The sequence below is a fragment of the Nocardia inohanensis NBRC 100128 genome, assembly GCF_001612945.1.
GTDB classification, from domain to species: domain Bacteria; phylum Actinomycetota; class Actinomycetes; order Mycobacteriales; family Mycobacteriaceae; genus Nocardia; species Nocardia inohanensis.
Genome location: NZ_BDBK01000008.1, coordinates 296,799 through 320,346, shown reverse-complemented (window position 1 = coordinate 320,346; position 23,548 = coordinate 296,799). Strand labels below are relative to the sequence as shown.

The 23,548-nt window shown below is 68.0% G+C and carries 22 protein-coding genes and 2 tRNA genes; 12 read left to right on the top strand and 12 right to left on the bottom strand.

Going from position 1 to position 23,548, the window contains the following annotated elements:
- The first annotated feature begins 76 nt into the window (after positions 1-76).
- On the top strand, positions 77-955 hold the full coding sequence (locus NI1_RS17300) for a sigma-70 family RNA polymerase sigma factor (RefSeq protein WP_067821378.1): 879 nt from the start codon (positions 77-79) through the stop codon (positions 953-955).
- 134 nt (positions 956-1,089) lie between these two features.
- Entirely contained in the window at positions 1,090-1,590 is a 501-nt protein-coding gene (locus NI1_RS17295; RefSeq protein ID WP_245663267.1) for a hypothetical protein, read from the top strand.
- Positions 1,591-1,677: 87 nt separating this feature from the next.
- On the opposite strand, the gene NI1_RS17290 is transcribed toward NI1_RS17295, so the two are convergent.
- Positions 1,678-1,760 (bottom strand) — tRNA-Leu (locus tag NI1_RS17290).
- A gap of 134 nt (positions 1,761-1,894) precedes the next feature.
- Positions 1,895-2,209, bottom strand: a complete 315-nt coding sequence (mihF, locus tag NI1_RS17285) for an integration host factor, actinobacterial type (RefSeq protein ID WP_067708976.1) — start codon at positions 2,207-2,209, stop codon at positions 1,895-1,897.
- Between the two features lie 251 nt (positions 2,210-2,460).
- Here mihF and NI1_RS17280 point away from each other — a divergent pair, with 251 nt between their 5' ends.
- The 4 genes from NI1_RS17280 to NI1_RS17265 all read left to right on the top strand — a co-directional run bounded on the left by NI1_RS17280 (position 2,461) and on the right by NI1_RS17265 (position 5,161).
- A complete protein-coding gene (locus NI1_RS17280; protein WP_157535165.1) occupies positions 2,461-3,279 on the top strand; it encodes a hypothetical protein in 819 nt (272 codons plus the stop codon).
- Positions 3,280-3,406: 127 nt separating this feature from the next.
- A complete protein-coding gene (locus NI1_RS17275) occupies positions 3,407-3,724 on the top strand; it encodes a hypothetical protein (protein WP_067821369.1) in 318 nt (105 codons plus the stop codon).
- Positions 3,725-3,809: 85 nt separating this feature from the next.
- A tRNA-Leu gene (locus NI1_RS17270) sits at positions 3,810-3,894 on the top strand.
- Positions 3,895-4,069: 175 nt separating this feature from the next.
- Positions 4,070-5,161: a fatty acid desaturase family protein gene (locus NI1_RS17265; RefSeq protein WP_067821366.1), complete on the top strand. Its 1,092-nt coding sequence runs from the start codon at positions 4,070-4,072 to the stop codon at positions 5,159-5,161.
- On the opposite strand, the gene NI1_RS17260 is transcribed toward NI1_RS17265, so the two are convergent.
- Positions 5,118-6,434 carry a hypothetical protein gene (locus tag NI1_RS17260; protein WP_067821363.1) on the bottom strand — a complete coding sequence of 439 codons (1,317 nt, stop codon included), beginning with the start codon at positions 6,432-6,434 and terminating at the stop codon, positions 5,118-5,120. The two genes, NI1_RS17265 and NI1_RS17260, sit on opposite strands and share 44 nt — an antisense overlap.
- A 380-nt stretch (positions 6,435-6,814) precedes the next feature.
- On the opposite strand from NI1_RS17260, the gene NI1_RS17255 reads away from it, so the two are divergent.
- Complete coding sequence (locus NI1_RS17255) at positions 6,815-8,209, top strand: MFS transporter (RefSeq protein WP_084523348.1); 1,395 nt, start codon at positions 6,815-6,817, stop codon at positions 8,207-8,209.
- A 128-nt stretch (positions 8,210-8,337) separates the two neighbouring features.
- Positions 8,338-9,234 (top strand): phosphatidylinositol mannoside acyltransferase, encoded by an 897-nt coding sequence (locus NI1_RS17250; protein ID WP_067822476.1) that lies wholly within the window; start codon positions 8,338-8,340, stop codon positions 9,232-9,234.
- Here NI1_RS17250 and mug read toward each other — a convergent pair.
- On the bottom strand, positions 9,224-9,799 hold the full coding sequence (gene mug / locus NI1_RS17245) for a G/U mismatch-specific DNA glycosylase (protein ID WP_067821360.1): 576 nt from the start codon (positions 9,797-9,799) through the stop codon (positions 9,224-9,226). The two genes, NI1_RS17250 and mug, sit on opposite strands and share 11 nt — an antisense overlap.
- 4 nt (positions 9,800-9,803) lie before the next feature.
- Positions 9,804-10,619, bottom strand: coding sequence for an AraC family transcriptional regulator (locus NI1_RS17240; RefSeq protein WP_157535164.1), 816 nt, complete (start codon positions 10,617-10,619; stop codon positions 9,804-9,806).
- A 98-nt stretch (positions 10,620-10,717) separates the two neighbouring features.
- Here NI1_RS17240 and NI1_RS17235 point away from each other — a divergent pair, with 98 nt between their 5' ends.
- Genes NI1_RS17235 through NI1_RS17225 form a run of 3 tightly spaced genes read left to right on the top strand, consistent with a single transcriptional unit; the run spans position 10,718 to position 15,610 of the window.
- Complete coding sequence (locus NI1_RS17235) at positions 10,718-12,553, top strand: ABC transporter ATP-binding protein (protein WP_067822473.1); 1,836 nt, start codon at positions 10,718-10,720, stop codon at positions 12,551-12,553.
- Positions 12,550-14,262 carry an ABC transporter ATP-binding protein gene (locus NI1_RS17230; protein ID WP_067821354.1) on the top strand — a complete coding sequence of 571 codons (1,713 nt, stop codon included), beginning with the start codon at positions 12,550-12,552 and terminating at the stop codon, positions 14,260-14,262. The genes NI1_RS17235 and NI1_RS17230 overlap by 4 nt, the downstream gene beginning before the upstream one ends.
- 58 nt (positions 14,263-14,320) lie before the next feature.
- Positions 14,321-15,610 (top strand): isocitrate lyase/PEP mutase family protein, encoded by a 1,290-nt coding sequence (locus NI1_RS17225; RefSeq protein WP_067821351.1) that lies wholly within the window; start codon positions 14,321-14,323, stop codon positions 15,608-15,610.
- On the opposite strand, the gene NI1_RS17220 is transcribed toward NI1_RS17225, so the two are convergent.
- The 3 genes from NI1_RS17220 to NI1_RS17210 are packed head-to-tail and all read right to left on the bottom strand — an operon-like array spanning position 15,587 to position 18,259.
- Positions 15,587-16,183, bottom strand: a complete 597-nt coding sequence (locus NI1_RS17220; RefSeq protein WP_067821348.1) for a cupin domain-containing protein — start codon at positions 16,181-16,183, stop codon at positions 15,587-15,589. The genes NI1_RS17225 and NI1_RS17220 overlap by 24 nt on opposite strands.
- Positions 16,170-17,288, bottom strand: a complete 1,119-nt coding sequence (locus NI1_RS17215; RefSeq protein WP_067821345.1) for a 4Fe-4S binding protein — start codon at positions 17,286-17,288, stop codon at positions 16,170-16,172. The genes NI1_RS17220 and NI1_RS17215 overlap by 14 nt, the downstream gene beginning before the upstream one ends.
- Positions 17,285-18,259 (bottom strand): 4Fe-4S binding protein, encoded by a 975-nt coding sequence (locus NI1_RS17210; RefSeq protein WP_067821342.1) that lies wholly within the window; start codon positions 18,257-18,259, stop codon positions 17,285-17,287. Before NI1_RS17210 ends, NI1_RS17215 begins: the two co-directional genes overlap by 4 nt.
- Positions 18,260-18,530: 271 nt before the next feature.
- Here NI1_RS17210 and NI1_RS17205 point away from each other — a divergent pair, with 271 nt between their 5' ends.
- Positions 18,531-18,758: a hypothetical protein gene (locus tag NI1_RS17205; protein WP_067821338.1), complete on the top strand. Its 228-nt coding sequence runs from the start codon at positions 18,531-18,533 to the stop codon at positions 18,756-18,758.
- 52 nt (positions 18,759-18,810) lie between these two features.
- On the opposite strand, the gene NI1_RS17200 is transcribed toward NI1_RS17205, so the two are convergent.
- The 4 genes from NI1_RS17200 to NI1_RS17185 all read right to left on the bottom strand — a co-directional run bounded on the left by NI1_RS17200 (position 18,811) and on the right by NI1_RS17185 (position 23,484).
- Positions 18,811-19,548, bottom strand: coding sequence for a glutamine amidotransferase (locus tag NI1_RS17200; RefSeq protein ID WP_067821335.1), 738 nt, complete (start codon positions 19,546-19,548; stop codon positions 18,811-18,813).
- 175 nt (positions 19,549-19,723) lie between these two features.
- Positions 19,724-21,028, bottom strand: a complete 1,305-nt coding sequence (locus tag NI1_RS17195; protein ID WP_439957267.1) for an AI-2E family transporter — start codon at positions 21,026-21,028, stop codon at positions 19,724-19,726.
- Positions 21,029-21,186: 158 nt separating this feature from the next.
- On the bottom strand, positions 21,187-22,170 hold the full coding sequence (locus tag NI1_RS17190; protein WP_067821332.1) for a polyprenyl synthetase family protein: 984 nt from the start codon (positions 22,168-22,170) through the stop codon (positions 21,187-21,189).
- A gap of 333 nt (positions 22,171-22,503) precedes the next feature.
- Complete coding sequence (locus NI1_RS17185; protein ID WP_067821329.1) at positions 22,504-23,484, bottom strand: terpene synthase family protein; 981 nt, start codon at positions 23,482-23,484, stop codon at positions 22,504-22,506.
- Positions 23,485-23,548: the final 64 nt, after the last annotated feature.

The window sequence follows — 23,548 nt, the reverse complement described above, 5'->3', positions numbered from 1 at the left end:
GCGCGAGAACGTGACTGTCACATTTCGCCGGGTTGATCCGTCATCCGAGAGGGATGTATCGATCGAGGAGGAATCCGTGCACGACGACCACTACCTGGCCGACCGTTTCGAGGAGCACCGCACACATCTGCGTGCGGTCGCGCACCGCATGCTCGGCTCGCTCACCGATGCCGACGACGCGGTGCAGGAAGCCTGGCTGCGGCTGGCCCGCAACGGCTCCGCCGAGATCGACAATCTGGGCGGCTGGCTGACCACGGTGGTCGGGCGCGTCTGCCTGGATATGCTGCGCTCCCGCAAGACCCGGCACGAGGAGCCCCTGGAGGTCGAGCGGCTCCCCGACCCGGTGGTCACCAGCGTCAGCACCCCGGACCCGGAACAGGAAGCGCTGCTCGCCGATTCGGTCGGCTCGGGCCTGCTCATCGTGCTCGAATCGCTGAGCCCCGCCGAGCGCCTGGCCTTCGTCCTGCACGACATGTTCGCCATGCCCTACGAGCAGATCGCCCCGATCATGGACCGCACGCCGCAAACCGCCAAGAAACTGGCCAGCCAGGCCCGCCGCCGGGTGCGCGGCGACCTGCCGGCCCCGAGCCCGGACCGTCCCCGTCAGCGCCGCGTGGTGGACGCCTTCCTGGCCGCCGCCCGCGAAGGCGATTTCGAAGCGCTGCTGACCATCCTCGATCCGGAGGTGGTGCTGCGCGCCGATTCCGGAACCCTGCGCTCGGTCCGCGGTTCGCTCGCCGTCGCGGGCATGGCCGACACCTTCCAGCGCATGGCCACCCTCAGCCGCACCCATCCCGCGGTGGTCAACAGCGTTGCCGGACTGGTCAATACGGTCGACGGCAAGCCGTTCTCGATCATGAGCTTCACCATCGTGGCGGATCGCATCGTCGCCATCGACATCTTCTCCGACCCCGCCCGCCTGCCCGACCTCGACCTCGCCGCGGTCCTGGGATGACGGCGGGCCCGGCCACGCGTGCGCGGACATCGTTGTCGCGCTGAGTATTTCGGACGTTAACGAGCAGGGTGCCCCCAAAAGTCGGGTTAGTTGCTTGTGCTAATGATCGCCGGTCCGGTACCGACGCACTGGTCATGAGTACAACGCAGAGCCCCGCCCGCAAGTCGTCGATGCTCCTTCGCGCCGGCGTCGTCGCCGCATCGGCCGTCGCGGCCCTGGTCGGCTTCACCGGTCCCGCCACCGCTCTCCCCAGCGACCAGGCCACCATCTTCTCCACCACCCTCACCCGCATCCCGGGCCCCAGCTGCGCGGCGATCATCAATGCCACGGTCGTACCCCAGCCGCAGTCCGGTCAGTTCGGCGTCCGCGTGCGGATCACGCAGGACGGCGAGTTCTGTAGCAAGTACCGCGTCGCGGTGCGCTGGCGAAACCTGGATTCCGGCAATACCAACGGCCAGTCGCACCAGATCAACGAGCGCGGCGAAATCCAGCAGGCTCCCGACGGGGTGATCACCGGTTTCGGGATGGCGCCGGGAGCCGGCCGGGTGGAGGCCAAGATCGTGACCCTGTACGACGACGGTTCGCAGCGGGAGCTGGAACAGATCAGCGGCAGTGCCACTTTCACGCTGGGGTGATTCGCCGACGGTGATACCGCGGTGGCCGGCAACAAGAAACGGGCGGTTTCGGAACTTCTTCCGAAACCGCCCGTTGTCTCACAGTTGTGTCGAGAGGGGGACTTGAACCCCCACGTCCCTAAGGACACTAGCACCTCAAGCTAGCGCGTCTGCCATTCCGCCACCCCGACTGGTGTGCTCAGCAAGGCTATCGGATCAGACCGCCTGGACCAAATCGGCCGTCTACCTGTTGTTTTTCATCCGGTCCGCGGTCGGGGCGGTTGCCGCCGGGTCGAGTTCCGACCCGGGCGGCGACCCCCGAGACTCAGGCGTTCAACGCCTCCAGCAGCGCGGCGCGCTGCCGCGAACCCAGTCCGCCGATGCGACGATCGGCGGGGATCTCCGCCTCGTCCATGAGCTTGGCGGCCTTGACCGGGCCGATGCCCGGCAGGGCCTTGATGACCGCGGCCACCTTCGTCTTCTTGACCAGGTCCTCCTTGTCGGCACGCTTCAGGACCTCGGCCAGGCTGACCGACCCCTTCTTGACCTGCGCGATCAACTCGGAGCGCGCCTTGCGCACCGCGGCGGCCTTGGCCAGCGCCTCGGAGCGTTGTTCGGGGGTCATGGTGGGCAGAGCCATATGTCCTTACCTTTCACTCGTTCGCTGGTACGTCGGCGTCGAGTAAACAGGACACCGGCCGCCACGCGGTTACGACACACCGCGCGGACCAGGGGAACTCGTCCAGCGATCACGGTCGGAGCGCCGAAAAGAGCAGGTCATCCGACCAGAAGTTATCTGGCGGGGACACCTGGCAAATACCTGGTTCAGCGGGCGTGAGGGGGTCTACGGTGGGCCGCGACAGCACGCGCGCACCGGTGGAAGGCGGGGCAATGAAGGGGTCGAACTCGTACGCCGAACCGGTATCGACCGCACCGCCCCTGGCCGATCGATATGCCGGCGCCGAGCCTGTGACCTGGAACGGAGCCAAGGTCTACCCGGTGCACAGCGCAGCGATCGGGCTCTCCCCCACCACCGTCACGCTCAACCTGCGCACCGCCGCCCCGCGCCGCGGTGTGCACAGCCTCGGCATCGGCCTCTCCGTGGATGCCGGACATGTCCTGTTGCACGGCCGCCAGTTGATGGGGGTTGACGTCTGGTCCGATGCCATGTCCGGCGGCATCGGCCTCCAGATCTGCCCGACCGCAGACGCCGCCATCACCCTGACCCCGGTGTGGGTCGACGACACCGGCGCGGTGCTGTCCTGGTCGGGCAATTACGGCATGCTCGTCACCCGCGAACCCGCCTGCACGGTCCTGCATTGCAGCACCGGCGTCGGGCCGCCCGACTTCGGGGAACTGGTCGTCGAACTCGGTATCGCCCCCACTGCCGCGCCACCCGAACCACCGGTCGAGGCGGGCCGCTACCAAGGCGCGCTCTACGACCTCGGCGTGGCCATGCACGGCCGCGGCGAAGAGCGCCAAGCCTGCGAATTATGGCGTCAGGCAGCCGCTTTCGGTCACCTCGGCGCCGCCTACGACCTCGGCGTGGTGCGCTTCCGGCAGGGCGAATTCGCCGAAGCCGAACACTGGTGGCGCACCGCCGCCGACCACGGCGACGTCCGCGCCATGGCGGGCCTCGCCGCGGTCCTGGAGCGCCGCGGCAAGATCAGCGAGGCCCGCGTCTGGCGAGCCGCCCTCGCCGCCGAATAGTGACCCAACTCACACCAAGACTCCCGAAGATCAGGGTCCAGCCAGGATTGCCCGGCGATCGCGGCGCTCTACGCTGACGTGCGATCGCGCCGACCCCTCCGGCGCGCCACGATCCGAAGGACTGAAAATGAACACCCTGCGCTGGGCCACCGCCGCGGCCACCGCCACCTTCGCCGTGACCCTGTTGTCCGGCTGCTCCGAGGTAGAGAAGGCGCTCAACAAGGGCGGCGACACCAAGTGCAGCGAATACCTCACCCAGCAGCCCGACACCCAACGCGTCACCGTCACCAAATTCATCAAGCAGCAGGCCGGCAACGACAACGAACCCACCGGCACCTCAGTCGATTTCACCATGGCCGCCGTCCAAACCCTCTGCCAGATCCAAGCCAACTCCGACACCCCCATCAAGAACGCCGACATCGCCGGCATCTTCATCAAGAAGTAACCACCCCCGCCTCACCAAAACCACAGGTCAACCCACCGATTTCCATTCCACCGTAAGCCTCGGCTAATCTTGTGTCACATCACCGGTCCGGGTGGCGGAATGGCAGACGCGCTAGCTTGAGGTGCTAGTGCCCGTATTAGGGCGTGGGGGTTCAAGTCCCCCTCCGGACACAGACGAAAGCCGCTGCATCGCAGCGGCTTTCTTCGTTTATCACGCCAGGGTTCTACTCCATGCCGTACCCGGGTACTACTTCGGACGAGAATTCTGCCGATAGCTTCGAATCGTTCTCCCCCGCACCGATTTCCGGGTGACGGTGGCATCGCGACTCAGCTGTCAGGAAGACTCATGACGACCTCTGCTTTGGTTCCCGAGCCCGCTCCGCCGTCCTCGCGACGCGGTGGGGACGGGGATTACTCTCGACTGTTGCGCCGGATCTCCGAAGCGGGGCTGATGCGGCGGCGGCCAGGCTATTACGCGGTCCGGCTGAGCCTGGTCGGGTTCGGGTTCGTGGCCGGTTGGGCGGCGTTCGTTCTGATCGGCGACTCGTGGTGGACGCTCGCGGTGGCGGCATTCATGGCCGTGGCCTTCGCTCAGGTCGCGCTCGTCATGCACGATGTGGCACACCGCCAGGTGTTCCGGACGCGGCGCACGACGGAGGTCGTCGGCCGGGTGGTCGGCAATGCGGGTATCGGTTTGGGTTACGGGTGGTGGCAGGACAAACACACACGCCATCACGCCAATCCGAACCACGAGGAACTCGATCCCGATGTCGCGCCCGACATTCTGGTCTGGTCGCAACGGCAGGCGCGAGCCAGCCGCGGTCCGGCTCGAATCATCGGGCGGATGCAGGCGTTCCTGTTCTTCCCGCTGTTGGCGTTGGAAGGGCTCAACCTCCACATCGCGGGCGTCCGTGCGCTCGGATCACGCTCGCTCAAGCACCGCGGGCTGGAGGGCGCGCTGCTCTTCGTGCACGTCACCGCCTATCTGTCCGGGCTGTTCATGGTGCTGCCCGCCGGCAAGGCCATTGTGTTCCTGGCGGTGCATCAGGCTCTGTTCGGCCTGTACATGGGCTGCATATTCGCCCCGAACCACAAGGGCATGCCGACTCTCACCGGTGACGATCGCCCCGACTACCTGCGCCGCCAGGTGCTGACCTCCCGCAATGTGCGCGGCGGGGTGTGGACGGATTTCGCGCTCGGCGGGCTCAACTATCAGATCGAGCACCACCTGTTCCCGAGCATGCCGACCCCGAACCTGCGCCGCGCCCAGGTGATCGTCCGCAGCTACTGCGCCGATATCGGGGTCGCCTACCACGAGACAGGGTTGATCTCCTCCTACCGTGAAGCGCTGAAACACCTCCACCACGTCGGCGAACCACTCCGCGCCGGAGATACTACGAACGAACAATCGGTCGCCCGTCCGCGACAGTCAGCATGATCGCGTCGAGTCCTGGCACCTCGCCCGCCACATGGACGGCGTCGGAGTTCTTGCCGGAGGCACGGATTCCGCCGGTGACCGAGAAGTCGCCCACCACCCCCTCGAGTTCGACGGCGGTCACCTCGTCACCGGCGGATTCGATGGACCCGCCGACGGCGATGCGATCGATCCTGGCACCGGGTTTGATGCTCAATGCCACCGCGCTGAGCCGGGTCTGCACGCCCTTGACCAGGCTGATGCCGGTGCCGCCCCGGGTGGTCAGGTTCCCGGAGATCGTCAGTGTCCCAAGGGGTTTGCTGATCTGGACGCCGACCGATCCGTCGCCGGTGGTGGTGATATCGGTGAAGTTCGCCTCGCGCAGCGTTCCGTCGTAGAGGTTGAAGCCGCGAGCGCCGGTGCCGTGGGTGGCGATGGGTGCGCGAACGTCGAGCCGGTCCAGCGCACCGAAGTTGACGAAGCCGATACCGCTGGGGCCGTGCGAGGTGATCGGCTGGGTGGCAGTCCAAGTCGTCACGTCACCCCAATTGTCGAGCACCATATCGTTCTGGCCGTGGGTGGTGACGGGCCCGGCGTTCGTCACCCTCTCTACTACGGCGCCGTGGATGACGAATACGCCGCCGGAGATGAGATCCGGTGTGCCTGTGGGAATGCCGCCGTCGGTATGGATCTCGCCGGTGCGCAGGTGCGAGACGCGCAGGACGCCGCCCTCACCCGTCGCACTGTGACCGCCGACGAAGACGCCGCTGCCCCGGATCGGGCGTCCGGCGGTGCCCGCGGCGATATCGAGCAGTTCGGCGGTGATCGTCACCGCCGGATCGGACTGCAAGTTCCACACCGTCAGCGCGCCTTGGAGCGCCTCGACGCCGAACCCGTACGGCCGGTCCACCCGCCCGCGCACATCCGCCTGATCGATGCGCAGTCCCTCGATCCGCAGGTCGCCCGCTCGAACGGCGTGCTCGGCGGTCAGCAGCACCTGCCCGACGGTGCGCACATCACGCAGCGTCAACGTGCCGAGGGCCGGTACCGAGGTGTCGTTGCCGATGGCGACCTCGTCGGGCTCGGTCAGCACGGTGACACCGTCGAGAGTGTTGTTGCTGGTCAATCGAATTCCCTTGGCGCCGAATCGCAATACTCCGCCCCGTATCGTCACGCCGGGCGGCAGGGTGATCATCGGCATGCCCGTGATCTGCCCTTCGACGATGATCTCGGTTGCCCCCGAAGCGAGCGCTTCGGTCAGCTCCCCCGCATCGGTGACGCGCTTGGATGCAGCCACGGCATAGCCCTTTCGCTGTGACGGGATGGGTTGGCTCCAACTATGCCGCGCAGCGCGATGATTACCGAGGGTTTGCGACCGGCGTTGGCGGTGAGTCGGTTTCCATCGCTGTGAGCGTCGCCAAATTCGGTGGCATCTGCGGAGCAAATTGATTAGCCTAAGGAAAGTGTTGGGTTTCCCGGCCGCGCCGACGACGTCGTAGTGCCTGTCCGGATGGACCCTTGCCGGACCGCATGCGGGTCTGTCGATTCTCTCCGAGCGGCGATATCCGAGTCCGAACGTCCGATGGGCGTGGGCTGTTTTCACCCCCTCCGGGGCGGTTGCGGTGCAGGGCGCAGACCCGCACACCTGTGAACCGTCGCACCTTTGGAGGCAAACCTGTGAGGCCGGGAGTCGTAGCGCCCCAGTCCGTCGATCCGCACACTCCCGGCGACGCTCCCCCGCGCAGCACCTTCGGCTCCCTGCGAATCCGCAACTACCGCCTGTTCTTCACCGGTCAGGTCGTCTCCAATATCGGCACCTGGATGCAGCGGATCGCACAGGACTGGCTGGTGCTCAGCCTCACCGGATCGGCCGCCGCGGTCGGCATCACGACGGCTCTGCAATTCCTGCCGATGCTCCTGTTCGGCCTGTACGGCGGCGTGCTGGTCGACCGGCTGCCCAAACGACCACTGCTGCTGTTCACCCAGTCCGCGATGGGCGCCACCGGGCTCGCGCTGGGCATTCTCACCCTCACCGGCCAAGTTCACGTATGGCATGTCTACGCAACCGCTTTCGTGCTCGGCCTGGTCACGGTCGTGGACAATCCGGCCCGCCAGACCTTCGTTTCGGAGATGGTCGGCCCGGATCAGCTGTCGAACGCGGTCAGCTTGAACTCGGCGAACTTTCAATCCGCCCGGCTCGTCGGTCCCGCGGTCGCGGGTGTGCTGATCGGGGCGGTCGGCAGCGGGTACGCGTTCGTGTTCAACGGACTGTCCTTCCTGGCCCCGATCGCGGCGTTGCTGTTGATGCGCACCACCGAACTGCGTGAAGTCGAGCGCACCCCGCGCGGCAAGGGCCAGTTGCGCGAAGGGCTGCGCTATGTCGCGGGCCGCCCCGACCTGCTCTGGCCGATCGTGCTCGTCGGTTTCATCGGCACCTTCGGATTCAATTTCGCGATCTGGCTCACCGCCTTCACCCACAACGTCTTCCATTCGGGCGCACAGACATACGGCCTGCTCAACACCCTGATGGCGGCGGGTTCCCTGGCCGGCGCCCTGCTCGCCGCGCGCCGCGCCACCTCACGCCTGCGCATGCTGGTCGCCGCGGCGCTGATCTTCGGCCTGCTCGAGATCGTGGCCGCGCTGACGCCGTCCTTCTGGCTCTTCGCACTGCTGCTCATCCCGATCGGCATGTTCGGCCTGACGGTGAACGTCACCGCCAACTCCTCGATCCAGCTGGCCACCGACCCGGTCATGCGCGGCCGCGTCATGGCGCTGTACATGATGGTGTTCACCGGCGGCACCCCGATCGGCGCGCCCCTGGTCGGCTGGATCACCGACACCTACGGCGCGCGTGTGGGATTCGCGGCCGGCGGCGCGGTTTCGGCGCTCGCCGCCCTCGCCATCGGCCTGATCCTCGCCCGGGTCGCGGGCCTGCGGGTCCGCGAACTGCACGCACCCACCACCTGGCGCGCGGTGGTGAATCCCGAACCGCCGCACCGCGATACCGAGCCCCGAACGCCCGATTCCGCCACTTCCGCGCTGCCGCGACCCAGGCCGGTGGTCGCGGCCTGAGCGCGGCGGTCCTGCACACCACGCCAGGTCTGCCGATGGCTGTGGTCGCGGTGGCCGCGACACGGCCGCCCGCCCCGGCAATCGCGAAACGCGACTGAACGGCGCCGCCTTCGGTGGAGAATCGCGGCATGGGCCTTCGCGATCGAGTGCCGGATCTGACATATGCGGCAGGATGGCGGCTGGTGCGGGCCATGCCGGAGCGGCTGGCCGTCAAGCTCTTCGACGCCGCGGCCGATCGTGCCGCCCGGCGTGACGGCGGGCCGAAACAGTTGCGGCGCAACCTGTCCCGGGTGATCGGAGTGCCGCCCCAGCAGGTGCCCGACGAACTGATCAGGGACAGCCTGCGCTCCTACGCGCGATACTGGCGGGAAGCGTTCCGGTTACCCGGAATGGATCCGGTCGCATTGGCCGACGAGATCGAGCGTTCGGCTCTGGGTATCGAACATGTCCACGACGCCGTCGCAGCGGGCCGCGGCGTGGTGCTGGCGCTGCCGCACAGCGGCAACTGGGATCTCGCCGGGGTGTGGGTGGTGCAGCGGATCGGCACCCCGACCGTGGTGGCCGAGCGCCTGGCCCCCGAATCCCTTTTCCGCCGCTTCGTCCGCTTCCGTGAAGGCATCGGATTCGAAATCATCCCGCTCACAGGCGGTTCCGCTCCCCCGTTCGAACTGCTCGCCCAGCGACTGCGGCAGGGCCGCGTGGTCGGCCTGCTCGGTGAGCGGGACCTGTCCGGCAACGGCGTACCCGTCACCTTCTTCGGCGAACAGACCAGCATGCCCGCCGGACCTGCCCGCCTGGCCATCGAAACGGGCGCGGCACTGCTGCCCGTGCACTGCTGGTTCACCCCCGGCGGCTGGGGCTTCTCCATCGGCGCGCCCATCGACACCTCGGCCGGTGTCGAACCCGCCACCCAAACCCTGGCCGACCGCTTCGCCGCGAATATCGCCGCCCATCCCGCCGACTGGCACATGCTCCAACCGCTCTGGACCGCCGACCTGTCCGCCCGGCACGCGATCAAGAAGTAGCGGGCCCGCCCTTGTCGAGAGCCGAACGGAGAGTGCGGAATTCACCGGCGAGGGCCTCGGGTGTGTAATGCGCGTTCAACCCACTGGGATTGGGCAGCACCCAAATCGAGGTATCCCCGATCCGCTCCGATTGCGGCCCGACCGCGGTTTTGGGCCGCCCGAACGCAGTGCGATACGCACCGATCCCCAGCACCGCCAGCACCTGCGGCCGAAACCGCTGCACCCGCTCGACCAACTCGAGCCCACCCGCCCGCAACTCCGCACTGCTGAGCTGATCGGCCCGAGCCGTGGTCCGAGTGGCGACATTGGTGATACCGAGCCCCAATCCGAGCAGTTCATCCTGCTCGTCGGGGCGCAACTGACGCGGCGTGAACCCGGACCGATACAACGCCGGCCAGAACCGATTGCCGGGCCGCGCGAAATGCAACCCTGTCGCCCCCGACCACAACCCCGGATTGATGCCGCAGAACAACACCCGCAACCCCGGGCCGATCACATCGGGAACCGTCTTGTCCTGCGCGGCCGCCAGCTCAGCGGCACTAGGTCGAGTCGGCGACGAACCCATCCCCTCAGTCTGCCTGACCGGTCCACATGCCGTGACTTTCGGCCTGGGCGGCAAGGTCGCCGAGGTCGAAGTGGATGCCGGCGCGCAGGATTCGGGTGGCGGGGACGCCGATCATGTCGCGGAAGGTTTCGCTGAAGTGCGAGGGGGTGGCGAACCCGGCGTCGATGGCGGAGCGGGTGAGGTCTTGGCCGGAGACGGCGGCGGCGACGGTGTGAACCAGGCGGTTCCAGCGTTGGTAGCCGCGGAAGGTGGTGCCGCACTGGGTGGCGAACAGGCGCAGGAAATGGGTGGTGGACAGGCCGAGGTTGGCGGCGATGTGGTCGGCGCGGAAGGGGCGGGCCGGGTCGGTGCGGATGACCGCGGCGATGCGGTCGATGCGAGGGTCGGTGGCGGGTGCGGCGCCGGCGATGGCGCGGGCGTAGACGTGGTCCGGGTCCACCAGCGCGCGGTGGCACAGGTCGACGAGTTCGCGTTCGCGGCGGTGTGAGAGTCCGAAACGCCCTGCGGCGGTGCGCATCTCATCGGCGATGGCGGTGGCGGGCGCGCCCGCCGGGTCGACGAACAGGGTCAGGATCCAGCCCTCGGTCGCGACGGCGCGCTGGGTGGTGCGGGCGGGCGCGAAGGAGCTGCGGGTGGTGATCGGTCCCTGCGGGGTGTGCACGATGAGCGGCGCTTCCAACCCGATGGTGAGCATGGCGACCGACGGCGAATGCGGTTCGACGCGCAGGTCCGGGCCGATGTAGCCGATGTGGCCGGGCCGCATCCAAGCCACCGGGGTCCGCGCGGGACCGCAGGTTTCCGAAAGCGCGTCGGGGGTCACGCTTGCCAGGGTATCGGTAGGCCGCCGGGAAGCGGTGGCCGCCGAAGAGTCTGGAGTGCGGTCGTGCGAGAGATGTGCGCGCAGGAATGGGGGCGGCGATGACCGTCACCGAGGTCACCGAAGCACGGCGGGCGGACCCACCGAGAGAGCCCGATGCCATTGCCGGAGAGCGTGTTTCCGATATCGTGCGCCCGTATCTGGGCGGATTCGCGGCCGTGGTGATCTTCCAGATCATCGGTGCGGTCGCGGGATTGGCCCCGCTGCTGGCGGTGGTCGAATTGGGGCGGGTGCTGCTGGCGCCGGGCCCGGTCGATCACCGGCACGTGTGGCTCGCGGTGCTCGCCGGCGCCGCCGGATTACTGATCCGCCTGCTGTTCACGGCCGCGTCGTCGGGCCTCGGTCATCTGCTGGACAGCCGCGTGCAGTTGTCGCTGCGCCGGCAGCTGGCGCAGCGGCTGGGCCGGGTACCGATCGGCTGGTTCTCGCGTCGCCGCACCGGTGAGCTGGCACAACTGGTCGGCGACGACGTGAGCGCCGTGCACCCGTTCATCGCCCACACCCCCGGCGAGGTGGTCTCGGCGTTCGTGGTGCCGTTGGTGTCGCTGATCTACCTGTTCAGCATCGACTGGCGGCTCACATTGATCACCTTGATTCCGGTGGTCCTGGCCGTAGCCCTGGTCCCCCTCATGATGACCCCGCCCCGCCTGCGCGAACAGGAAGGCTTCGACGCCGCGATGGGCCGGGTCGCCAGCTCGGTGATCGAGTTCGTGCAGGGTATCGCGGTGGTGAAGGTGTTCGGCGGTTCCGGCCGCGCCCATCACGCCTTCCGCACGGCCGTGGACGATTTCGTCGCCACCTTCTTCCGCTGGGTCCGCGGTCTGGCCCCGATCGCCGCGGCCATGCAACTGGTGCTCTCGCCGCCGTTCGTGCTGCTGATCGTGCTCACCGGCGGCGCGGTGCTGATCACCGACGGCTCGCTGGCCCCCGCCGACCTGCTGCCGTTCCTGCTGCTGGGCCTGGGCCTGACCGCCCCGGTGGCCGCCCTGGGCCACGGTTTCGACGATATGCAGTCCGCCGCCCGCGCCCTCGGCCGCATCCGGGATGTGCTGGCCGAGCCGTCCCTGCCCGAGCCCGCGCATCCGCGTGCGCCGCAAGGGCATCGGGTGGAGTTCCGTGGCGTCCGATTCGGCTACGACACCGAGCGTGAGGTACTGCGCGGGGTCGATCTGGAGCTCGAACCGGGCACGGTCACGGCGTTGGTGGGCCCGTCCGGCAGTGGCAAATCCACTCTCGTGCAATTGCTTCCCCGCTTCTTCGACCCCACCCACGGCTCGGTCCGGCTGGGCGGAGTCGACCTGCGCGAACTCGGCAGCCAAGAGCTGTATCGCACCGTCTCCTTCGTCTTCCAGGACGTCCGGTTGCTGCGCGCCTCGATCGCGGAGAATATCGCCCTGGCCGACCCGCACGCCGATCGCGATGCGGTGGTGCGCGCCGCCCGCCTGGCGCACATCCACGATCGAATCCTCGAACTGCCCCGCGGCTACGACTCGGTAATCGGGTTGGATGCCGGACTCTCCGGCGGTGAGGCGCAACGCATTTCGCTGGCCCGGGCCTTGCTCGCCGACGCACCCGTCCTGGTCCTCGACGAGGCCACCGCCTTCGCCGACCCGCACACCGAACAGGCTGTGCGCGAGGCTCTTTCGACACTGGCGGGCAATCGCACCATCCTGGTCATCGCTCACCGCCTGGAAACGGTCGCCGATGCCGACACCGTCGCGGTGCTGGAAGACGGCGTGATCACCGAGCGCGGCGCCCCCGCCGAACTGCTGGCCCGGGGCGGAAAGTTCGCCGAATTCTGGCAATCCCACCGATCGGCAAGCACCGGTGAGAACGAAATCCGTTCCGGTGCAACGCAAGGAGACGAACACCGATGATTCGCACACTGCTCCGCGTCCTGGGCCCCGAATACGCGCCCCCGGTGCGCCGCACCGTGGCGCTGATGACGGTGACCGCCATCGCCGAGGGCCTGTCCTACGCCCTGCTGGTTCCGGTCCTGCGCGCCCTGCTCGGCCCGCAACCCGCCGCCGCCTGGCCTTGGCTGACCGCTTTCGGTGTCGCCGTCGCGGCCTTCGCGACCCTGCGCTACCTGAGCGACCTGTCCGGCTTCCGTGTCGGAACCACGCTGCTGCGCGGCATGTACCACCGCCTCGGCGACCACCTGGCCCGCCTGCCGCTCGGCTGGTACAGCTCGACCCGCACCGGCGAGGTATCCGTCTTGGCCAGTCGCGGTGTGCTCGAAGCGATGAGCGTGATCGCGCATCTGCTGGCCCCCTTCATCGCCGCCACCGTGACACCGCTGACCATCGTCGCGGTCATCCTCGCCATCAACTGGAAGCTGGGCTCGGCCGCGCTGCTCGCCGCCCCGCTGGTGGTGGCGGTCCAGGTCTGGACCGGCCGCGCGACGGCCGCCGCCGACGCCGCCGGTTCCGAACGCGCCCACGAGGCCACCGGCCGGGTCATCGAATACCTTCAGGCGCAACCGGTCCTGCGGGCCGGCGGCCGCACCACCGAACGCTTCGGCCTGCTCGACGACTCGCTGCGAGACCTCGAGCGCGCCTCCCGCCGATCCGCGGTCTCGGCCCTGCCGGGCATTCTCGGCCTCACCCTGACCGTGCAGGCGATGTTCACCGCGCTGCTGGTCCTGGCCGCCTCGCTGGTGCTGGGCGAAACCATCGGCGCGGCAGAGGTGCTGGCGATCCTGGTACTGGCCGCCCGCTGCGCCGACCCGCTGCTGTCGCTGGCGGGCATGGGCGGCCAATTGCGTGGCGCACGTTCGGTGCTGACGAGACTCGAAACCCTGCTGAACACCGAACCGCTCCCGGAACCCGCCGAACCCGTACAACCGCGACGCCACGACCTGGAATTGGACTCCGTCACCTTCCGGCACGGCGACCGCACGGTCATCGACAACCTGTCCCTGTCCGTCCCGCAAGGCGGCAGCCTCGCCATCGTCGGACCCTCCGGTGCGGGCAAAACCACTGTCCTGCAACTACTCGCGCGTTTCCACGACGTCCACGCGGGCGCGGTCCGTATCGGCGGCGCCGACGTGCGTGCCCTCGCCACCGAGGACCTGATCGCCCGCATCGCCATCGTCTTCCAGGACGTGTACCTCTTCGACGGCACCATCGAGGAGAACGTCCGCCTCGGCAACCCCGACGCCACCGCCGCCCAGCTCCGCGCCGCCGCCACCGCCGCCCGCCTCGACGAGGTCATCGACCGGCTCCCCGACGGCTGGGCGACCCATGTCGGCGAGGGTGGCGCCCTGCTCTCCGGCGGTGAGCGCCAACGTGTCTCGATCGCCCGCGCGCTCCTCAAAGACGCACCCATCGTGCTGCTCGACGAGGTGACCTCGGCCCTGGACCCGATCAACGAAGCGGCCGCGCACGCCGGTATCGAACGCCTGATGTCCGGCCGCACAGTGGTCATGATCGCCCACCGCCTGCGCACCGTCCGGCGCGCCGAGCAAGTCGTCTTCCTCGACCACGGTCGGCTGGCGGAGGCGGGCACCCACGACGAACTCCTGGAGCGCGGCGGCCGCTACGCCGACTTCTGGAACCTGTCGCTGGTCCCGGCGGCCGAATGACGTTGCCCACGGCGGCAATCAGACGGCCATCTCGGTACCCGGCACCTACGGTTGGGGCATGTTGAATCTCCCGGTGCCGCCGGTACCCGAAGGCCACTCCGGTATGAGCTGGTTGCGCGCGCATGTGGTCCGCTTCAGCGAAGGAGCGGACCACATGCGCAGGCGCGCGCTCGTGGAACGGGAACTGGCGGCCATCGACCCCGCTGTCCTGCGCGACGGCACCGGCCACCATGTCGAAATCCTGGCCCGGGCAATGGGTTCCACGGTCTCGGTCGCCGACGTGCAAGCGGTCGCCGCCTGCTATCAACCCCACCTGCCGGTCACCCCGGCCGCCGACGCCGCCGTGGCCCGCCTCATCGCGGCCTGCGGTGGCATCGCCGACGAGGTGACCGCCAACCGCATCGGCCTGCTCGTCCAGGCGTGCGACGCGACGACCGCGCTCATCGCAGGCCGCAACCCGCCCGTCCCGCTGACCCGCCGCCTGACCCCCGACGGATCCATCGCCGAAGTAGATCTCACCGGCCGCCCGTTCGGCGCGGGCAAACACGCCTGCCCGGGACGAGCGCACGCAACGGCCTTGGCCGCCGGTCCCTTTCACCGCCTGCACTACGGCCCGCGACCATTGGTCCTGCCGAGTGCCTGGGACTTCGCGACCGCCGCCGCTCTCGTCGAGGCCGGGTTCACCGCCATCGGCACCACCAGCCTCGGCGTCGCCGCCGCCCACGGCCTCCCGGACGCCGCCGGTGCGACGCGCGACCAAACGCTCGCTCTCGCGCGCCTTCTCGTCCGCCTGCCGGTCCCGATCACCGTCGATATCGAATCCGGCTTCGGCGCCGACCCCCGCGACCTGGCCGCCGAACTCTGGGATATCGGCGTCGCGGGCGTCAATATCGAGGACGCCGCCGGCGACCCGGAGGCGCACGCACGAATCATTCAGGGCTGCAAGGACGGCGCGCCCGCCCTGTTCGTCAACGCTCGCATCGACACCCACTGGCTCGACCGCGACAAGGACACCACCCTGGACCGCGCCGCCCGCTACGCCGATGCCGGCGCCGACGGCATCTTCATCCCCGGCCTCATCGCCGACAACGACATCGAGGCCGCGGTGAAAGCCATGCCGCTCCCCCTCAATGTCCTCGCGCAACGCCCGCTCACCGAACTCGCCCAGCTCGGCGTGCAGCGGGTCAGCACCGGTTCCTTGCTGCACCGGGTAGCGCTCGGGGCGACCGTCGCTGCCGCCGCCGCGGTGCGCGACAGCAATCCCGTCCCCGCGGCGCCCAGCTATCAGGACGTCCTGGCAATGCTCGAGCGCTATCCGGGTTCATCACCGAAAGATGTGGGCGCGTAACCCCGCTGCCTGTCCGTAACCGCGACGCCGGGCGATGCGTCCGGCCAGCGGCAGCAGTACGCGCTGCTGGAAGGCGACCGGAATTGTCGCCGCGAAGGTCACCGACCCCGGGGTACCCAGCATCATCAGCAGATGCAGGAAGTGGAGTTCCTGCTGGGAGTTGACCTTTCCGTCCCTGATCGACTGGCCGAGCGTCTTGCCGAACGACAGCAGCCAAACGGGCCCGGGTGAGTACAGGGTGCGCACGACGATGGGTTGACCGGTGTCGTTGTACGGATCGACGTGGGGCGTGCCGGACGGAATGATCAGGGGCTCTCCGACCTTCAGCCTCCCGGTCCTGCGCCCACACCGGTAGCGGGCGCTCTCACCGGCGAGCAGAAACGAATGCTGCACCGTTCCGGTGTGCACGTGCGCCGGTCCCCTGCCGGTTCCGGGCGGCAGCACCCGGGTCAGGCCGAGGTACTGCTTGCCCGCCACGAAGAACCACGGATGCAGTTCCACCCGTGCGCCGTTCGCACCCGAATAGATTTCGAACATCGGCAGGTCGCGTCGCAGTTCGCTATGGCTGGGCATGCTTCTCCGGTCCGGGGTCGATCTCCGGTTCGGGCACCTGTACCCGGCGCGCATGCCGAATCGTCTTGTGCGGGAACCGATTCACCACGTGTTTCTCGGCATCGGAACCGGCGTCCACGTAGATGTACTCCGGCTTCCGCATCAGCGGCTGCACCACATCGCGGGCATGCTGCTCGGGATCGTCGAGGTAGCGGCCGAGCACGTCGGTACCGGCGGGGCACACCGCCACGCAGTATCCGGCGCGATACTGCGGCGAGAACGACAGGCTCTGCCACACCGCGAGGGTTTCGCTGGGCGTCACCCGCCGCCGATAGTCGGCGGCGTCCGCGCTGTCCACCACGTCCTCGACCCAGCCCGCGAAGTTCGACAGTTCGTGGTGATTGTTGTGGGTGTAGCAGGCATCGAAGTCGAAGCCGCCGTCGGCGTGGATGGCCCCGACCGGACAGGTGGTCACGCACAATCCGCAGTCGATGCAGGGGTTGGCGGGGACGGGTGCGGAGTACTCGGTGACCTCGCGATCGACGAGGATGGTGCCCAGCACGATGAAGGTGCCGAACCGGGGATGAATCACATTGCGGTGCAACCCCATCTGCCCCAGCCCGGCCGCGACCGCGACCAGCTTGTGCGACACCACCCAGCTCCGGTTCGGGAACCGATGGATCTCGGCCGGAAACCCCGCGGCCGGATACAGCGCCCGCACGCCGTGCCGCTGCAACTCCAGGCAGATGTGCCGGGCCGCCTCGTGCCCCAGCTCCTGCGTGGTCGCCACATCCCGGTTACCGGCGCTGATCGACCGGCTCTGGAGATTGTCCCGGCTGGTCCGCAGACAGAACCCGATCAACGTCCGGGTCCCCGGCAATGCTTCGAGCACGTAATCGCTTTCGCCTTCGAGCCCGGGAGTCGTCAGTGCGGCGAAGCCGACATCATCGAGCCCGGCGGACAGGCACAGCTCGCGCAGCCATCCGGAATCCAGCGGGCCGGGTTCGCCACCGGGTTGCTCCGTCTGCCGCGCCCGCGCCGCCGCGACGCTCGGATGCGGATTTTCCGCGGTTCCGCGCTCGATGGGCACATGCAGCCGATTCCATCGCCGCTCCGCGTCGTTCATCGCGACTCCGGGGCCGGGTCGACATCGTCGGGCGGCATGATCCCGCTGTCCACCTGCCGCACGATCTTCGTCTTGAACCGTTTCCGCACATGGGTTTCCGCGTTCGAACCCGCGCTCACGTACACGTTCTCGGGTTTGCGCTGCAACGGCCGCAGCACCTCCTGCACATGCCCCTTGCGATCGGCCAGGTAGGGCCCGATCACCTCGTCGCCCGCCGGGCACACCGCCACGCAATACCCCGACCGATACTGCCGGCGCGACTGCATGGTGGTCTCGCGCGGAGTGATCCGCTCGCCGTAGTCCTCGAGATCGCTGCTGTCCGCCATGGTCTCGACCCAGTCGGCGAAGTTGTTCACGAACTGGTTGTAGGTGTGGGTGTAGCAGCTGTTGAAGTCGAAACTGCCGTCGTTGTGGATGGCCCCCACCGGGCAGGCCGCCACGCACAGATAGCAGCCCAGGCAGGGATTCCAATCGATCGGCACGTTGTAGGGCGCGATCACCGCATCGGTGAGCACCGTCCCGAGCCCGATGAAACTCCCGAACCGCGGATGGATCACACACCGGTGAATCCCCATGTGCCCCAGCCCCGCCGCCACCGCGACCGGCTTGTGCGACACCGTCCACCCCCGGCTCGGCAACCGCTGCGCCTCCACCGGGAAGGTGACCGAGGGATACAGCGCCCGGTATCCGCGATCCTGTAGGGCCAGGCTGATCCGATGCCCGATCCGGTCCAGCACCGGTATGGCCGTATCGATTTCGGTGTTCACGCTGCTCGCCGCGCGACTGCGGAAATTCGCCCGCGTCACCCGCACGCACACCGCGATCAGCGAACGAGTGCTGGGCAGCGCTTCGCGCACGTACTCGACCTCGCCTTCGAGACCGGGGGTTTCGAGCGCCACGAACCCGACATCCTCGGCCCCGGCGTCCAAGCAGATCTGACGTAGCAGCGCCGCATCCAATATTTCGGACATGCCAATACCTCCTGAGAACACAGACGCCGTGCCCGGCCGGAATTCATCGGTGGAGGTCAGAGGTGGTGGCGCGCTACGGCATCGACTCGATTATCGATGGCGCGCTGGGTAAGTGGCGGCGAACTCACCTGGTTCACTAGTTGTTTGCTAGCGAGATCACGAGTAGCCTCGTGCCGCAATGGACTAGCGACCAACCCAGAAGGGTGTATCGAATGGTTCTTTGCCGGCGGGAGTCACTTTGAACTCCGAGAAGTTGCCGAGACGTTTCGTAGTGCACATCGATTTCGGTTCGGGCCCAAGGCATCCCACGATCAGCTACACCGCTCCGGAGCATGTGATCGCCCGCTTCGCCCCGGCCCTGCGGCAATGGAATCCGGACTTCCGGGTCCAGGTCGAATCGTTCGCGGCCGATGCCGAGAACCTGCCGCCCGGCTTGCCGACCTGGCGCTTGTTCGCCTGGGACGAACCCGACCCACCGCGCGGAATCGCGTCTGCGTGAGATAGCCGCTGTCGAAGACCACCCGATGCTCGCCGCCGGTGACCGTCAGCCCCTATTCCGGGCGATAGCGGTCCACGAACCCGCGCAGGATCCGCTGCGGGGCGGTGATGATCTCCCGATGCCCGATCGCGGTCAGCGCCTCGGCCTCGTTGGGGTCGAAATAGCCTTGGTCCCGGTAGATTTCGATGCGCAACGCGAGCCCGTGCCCGTCGAGTTCGGGATGGAACTGGGTGGCGTACACGTTCTCGCCGACCCGGATCATCTGTACCGGGCACTCCGGTGAGCGGGCCAGCAGCACGGCCCGCGGCGGGACCTCCTGGCACGCTTCCTTGTGGCCGGCGAAGGCGCGGAATGTCTCCGGGAGATCGCGCGTCAGCGGATCCTCGCGAGCCTGCGGGGTCAATTCGATGGTCAGCGGTCCCGCCGATTCGCCGAAGCGTTCATCGCTGACCCGCCCGCCCAGCACCTCGGCCAGCACGCTGAGCCCGTAGCACGCGCCCAGATACGGCAGGTCGCGGCGCAGGACCTCGGCGAGCAGCTTCTTGAGCTTGGGTTCGAACAGCTTCTGATACGGATACTTCTTGTCCTCGGGATTGCTGATATTGCTCGGTCCACCGCCCACGATCACCGCCCAGAAGTCGTCGAGTTCCAGGTCGGGCAGTTCGTGATTCATCTCGATGCGCGTCACCTGCTCCGGCTTCAGCCCACCGGCCTCCAGGATGGCGTGGTACTCCTGGTCCGAGGCCGCTTGCTCGGGGCGTAACTGCAACAGAAGACAGCGCTTGGGCATGGCACACATTGTCAGCGCTTCCGACCGGTCTCTCGGGAATATCGAGCGGGTGGGTGAGCCGCGGGCGCGGTGGCCTGCTATGCTGCGTTCAGAAATCTTCCTCGCGCGGAGTTCGAGTTATATGTAACCGGCAGTTACACTAAAATCTCCTCCTTCGCGAACTTCTCACATCCACTCATCCGGACCGGTCCTTGTCCAGTGACGGGAACACCGTCTCGCGCAACAGCAGCAGCACCGCCGCGGCCACCGGAATCGCCAGCAGCGCACCCGTGATACCCAGCAGCGCGCCGCCGATCAAGACCGCCACCACCGTCACCACCCCCGGCACCTCCACCGTGCGGCCGATGATCCGCGGCACCAGCAGATAATCCTCGACCAGCCGCATGACGATGAAGAAGATCACCGTCGCGATGGCCACCGGAAGCGAAACCGTCAGTGCCACAAGGGCGACGATGACCCCGGCCAGGGTGGAGCCGACCACCGGAATCAGATCCAGCACCGCGACCAGGACCGCGAGAATCAGCGGATACGGCACGTGGAAGGAGTACAGCCAGCAGAACGTGGCTGCCGCCGTGATCAGCGAGATGACCACATTGCCCAGGATGTATCCGCCGACCTTGGCGAAGATGGCGTCGCCCAGCAGGATCGCGCGCGGCCGCCGCTCGCGCGGGAACAACCGGTAGACCGACGCCCGGATGCGCGGGAAGTTCGCCATGAAATAGACGGTGAGCACCAGCACGATCACCGTCGAGGTGAGCAGGCTGAACACCGTGCGGCCGGCGTTGAGCACCCCGCCGGCGACATCCCCGGAGTTCTGGGTCAGCGAGCGCTGCACCCGCTCCTGCAACTCGAAGCGCGTATTCAGCTCTGCCACCAGCGGATACCGCTCCCCCAGATGCGCGACGGTATCGGGGGCGTGATGTATCAGCCCTTCACCCTGGGTGACCAGCGGCGTGATCGCGGCGGCCAGGAAACCGGCGAACAGGCCCACGGCGGTCAGGAAAACGGTGGTGACCGCCGCCCAGCGCGGAAACCACGGCCGCACCAGCCACGACACCGCCGGCTCCAGGCCGATCGCCAGGAACATCGCGATCCCGATCAGCGTCAGCACCTGCCCGGCCGCGAGCACCGACTGGATCAGCGCGTAGGTGGTGGCGACCCCCGCCGCACCCATCACGCCGATCATGAAAGGGGAATTCCGGTCGAACGGACGCCCCGGCCTGCCCAGCGGATGCGATACCGAACGCGCCTGCGCCGCTTGCGCTTCCGCTTCGAGAATGGGCTCACCCTCGGAGTGGGTATGTGGTTGGGCGATGACCGAGCGATGCCCGGCGGCCTCCGCTTGCTCTTCCGAAGGCCCGCCCTGCCCGCCGACGGGTTCGCCGTGCTCGTCGAGGGGTTCGCCGCGGGCATCGACGGGCTCGGGGTGTTCGCCGCGTGGCCCGCCCTGCCCGCCGCCGGACCTGCCCGTACCGTTCACGATCGATCCTCTCCACGCCGAGCCGGGCATGAATCAACCCCGGCAGCGGTGCGCTCGCCTGCTCCACCGCCCGGGTTGTGTCGTTGTCCCTGCTCAGGCAATAGCCGATGCCGCCGGTCGCAAACCGGCGTACCCGCCCGCTGTCCGGGCGCGGCGCATCACCGATCTCGATTCGCCACCAACTGCGCCAGCGCGGTCAGATCGGTCGCATCGATCTCCGGGGGCAATGCCCCGAGGGCCGCGTCCAGAGCGGTGGCCGCCCGCACCAAGGTGCGTTGCCGCCCACCGGCCGCCTCCACCAGATCGGCCGCGTGCGCCGCGCGGGCGGCGGTCATCGGCTGCCGGGAGGCGTACATCCGCGCCAGTTCACGCCCCGGCGCGGTACCCGAGGAGAGCGCGCACACCACCGGGAACGACTGCTTGCGGTGCAGGAGATCGCTGTGCGCGGGCTTACCCGTGACGGCCGGATCACCCCAGATGTCGATGGCGTCGTCGACGAGCTGGAACACCAGCCCCAGCTGATTTCCGAACGTGTGCATGGCCGACACCACGCGATGATCGGCGCCCGCGCACAGCGCCCCGAGCGCACACGCGCAACCCAGCAGCGCCCCGGTCTTTCCCGCCGCCATGTTCAAGTATTCGTCCACGCTGACCGTGGCCCGCGTCTCGAACGCGCAGTCCTCGTACTGTCCCCGGCACAGCGTGACGGTCGCGCGCGCCAGCCGGATCACCGCTTCCGCGCACACCTCGTCGGGCATGCCGTCGGAGAGCACGCCCAGTGCCAGCGCCTGCAAGGCGTCACCGAGCAGCGTCGCGTTCGTCTCGCCCCAGATCCGCCAGACGGTCGGCCGTCCGTGCCGCATGGGGTCGGTGTCCATCACATCGTCGTGTACCAGCGAGAAGTTGTGCAGCAGTTCGACCGCCGCCGCCGCGTACACCGCGTTCTCGCCGGCTTCCCCGCAGGCCGCCGCCGCGGCGAAGGTCAGTGCGGGACGTAATGCCTTGCCTTGCTTCCCCTCGATTGCCGTGCCGTGCTCGTCACACCAGCCGAAGTGGTAGCTCGCCATCCGGTCCAGTGGTTCGGCGAGCGAGTTCACCGCCGCGCGCAAGACCGGTTCGATGGCGGTCCGGGCGCCCGCCAATTGCCGGCGTGCGCCCCGGTCGCCGAGACCGGTGTCTCTACTCTCCGAAGATGGACTTCCGGATTCGCCTGCCCGCTGGCATGTTTCGCTGTGGGCGGTCACGACCGGACGCGATCGTCCCCATCGGCGTTTGCCGTCGAGGCGCTGTCCCGCAGTGGTTTCGGTCGATTTCGACACTCGCATGTTCGGCCCCGCTCGCTCGGACACGGCCGCCGCTGCCACCCGGTGGGGAAACGTGGGCGGCCATGCGTGGAAGCCCATCCTCCCACCTGGATCGGAGTCCTTGGGGAGGTGATCGGGTTTCGGTTCGGCAACGGCCGGTGTGTCCGGGTCTCAGGTCAGTGGCAGCCCATGTTCGAGGGCTACCACGGGTGCGCTGGTATAGCGGGCGGCCTGATAGTGGTAATCGTGATTGGCGCGCACGTAGATCGTGTAATTGTGTGCGGTGGCCAGGGTTTCGTCTCGTTCCGAGCCGATGATACCGGCATCGGCGAGCTCCACCGGCAGTCGTTCCAGCGCGTCTCGCATCCGCTCGACGCATTCGGTGAGCATGCCGTCGACCAGTGCCAGCGCCTCTGATCGACTGTGCCCGTGATGATATTCGGCGAGCAGCACCGAGTTGTAGAGGTATCCGGAGGCTTCATCGGAGGCCACCGAGAGCACGTCGTTGAACAGACCCATATGCTCGACCGCCGCCTCCCGCAGGCCGCGCATGGCGGGCAGGTGGCGCGCGCCGGCGGGCAGATCGACGCCGTCGGCGAGCTCGCTGATATCGAGGAACACGAAAAGCGCCACGCCGTCTCGCCGATGCGCGCGGTAGGCGTTCAGGTCGGGCAGGTTGCCCGACAGCCGGCCCACGCTCTCGGTGTAGTAGGTCCACAGCCAAGCCCGGATCTTGGAGCGCACCGCCTCACACCAGTGCGCGGAGCGTCCCTCGGTCAGTTGCTGCCACAGATCGGCGAAGGCGACCGCGAGCACGCCGGCGGGGTCGGTGCCGGATTCGAAGACCGCTTCGATGGCGGTGATGGCGGCCAAAGTCCGTCGCGGATCCGGGATTTCGATATCGAACTGGTCGTCAACGATGAACGCCCAGGCGGTGAACCGGGTGAGCAGCGTCAGTTCGGAAATGCCTGCCCGCGGCGTCCACAGCGCGTACATGCGGGCGGGGCGGGTGCGTTCCACCCGTCGCCGGGTCGGCTGGGTGGGGATCAGATCGAACTTCTCGAGCCACTCCCACATGCCGGCCTCGGCGGCAGCTTCCGCTGAGTTGAGACCTTCCGGTTCGAACGGCATGAAGAAATCGGACGGACCCATTGAAACCACCTATGCCCCAGCCATTTTGCAGTGAACACGACAATACAGACGATCGGGACGTTTG

Coding starts and splice junctions, on each gene's coding strand:
- NI1_RS17295 (WP_245663267.1), top strand. CDS start 1,090: ATGAGTACAACGCAGAGCCCCGCCCGCAAGTCGTCGATGCTCCTTCGC.
- NI1_RS17280 (WP_157535165.1), top strand. CDS start 2,461: ATGAAGGGGTCGAACTCGTACGCCGAACCGGTATCGACCGCACCGCCC.
- NI1_RS17230 (WP_067821354.1), top strand. CDS start 12,550: ATGATTCGCACACTGCTCCGCGTCCTGGGCCCCGAATACGCGCCCCCG.
- NI1_RS17265 (WP_067821366.1), top strand. CDS start 4,070: ATGACGACCTCTGCTTTGGTTCCCGAGCCCGCTCCGCCGTCCTCGCGA.
- mug (WP_067821360.1), bottom strand. CDS start 9,799: ATGGGTTCGTCGCCGACTCGACCTAGTGCCGCTGAGCTGGCGGCCGCG.
- NI1_RS17220 (WP_067821348.1), bottom strand. CDS start 16,183: ATGCCCAGCCATAGCGAACTGCGACGCGACCTGCCGATGTTCGAAATC.
- NI1_RS17275 (WP_067821369.1), top strand. CDS start 3,407: ATGAACACCCTGCGCTGGGCCACCGCCGCGGCCACCGCCACCTTCGCC.
- NI1_RS17215 (WP_067821345.1), bottom strand. CDS start 17,288: ATGAACGACGCGGAGCGGCGATGGAATCGGCTGCATGTGCCCATCGAG.
- mihF (WP_067708976.1), bottom strand. CDS start 2,209: ATGGCTCTGCCCACCATGACCCCCGAACAACGCTCCGAGGCGCTGGCC.
- NI1_RS17210 (WP_067821342.1), bottom strand. CDS start 18,259: ATGTCCGAAATATTGGATGCGGCGCTGCTACGTCAGATCTGCTTGGAC.
- NI1_RS17225 (WP_067821351.1), top strand. CDS start 14,321: ATGTTGAATCTCCCGGTGCCGCCGGTACCCGAAGGCCACTCCGGTATG.
- NI1_RS17185 (WP_067821329.1), bottom strand. CDS start 23,484: ATGGGTCCGTCCGATTTCTTCATGCCGTTCGAACCGGAAGGTCTCAAC.
- NI1_RS17200 (WP_067821335.1), bottom strand. CDS start 19,548: ATGCCCAAGCGCTGTCTTCTGTTGCAGTTACGCCCCGAGCAAGCGGCC.
- NI1_RS17250 (WP_067822476.1), top strand. CDS start 8,338: ATGGGCCTTCGCGATCGAGTGCCGGATCTGACATATGCGGCAGGATGG.
- NI1_RS17235 (WP_067822473.1), top strand. CDS start 10,718: ATGACCGTCACCGAGGTCACCGAAGCACGGCGGGCGGACCCACCGAGA.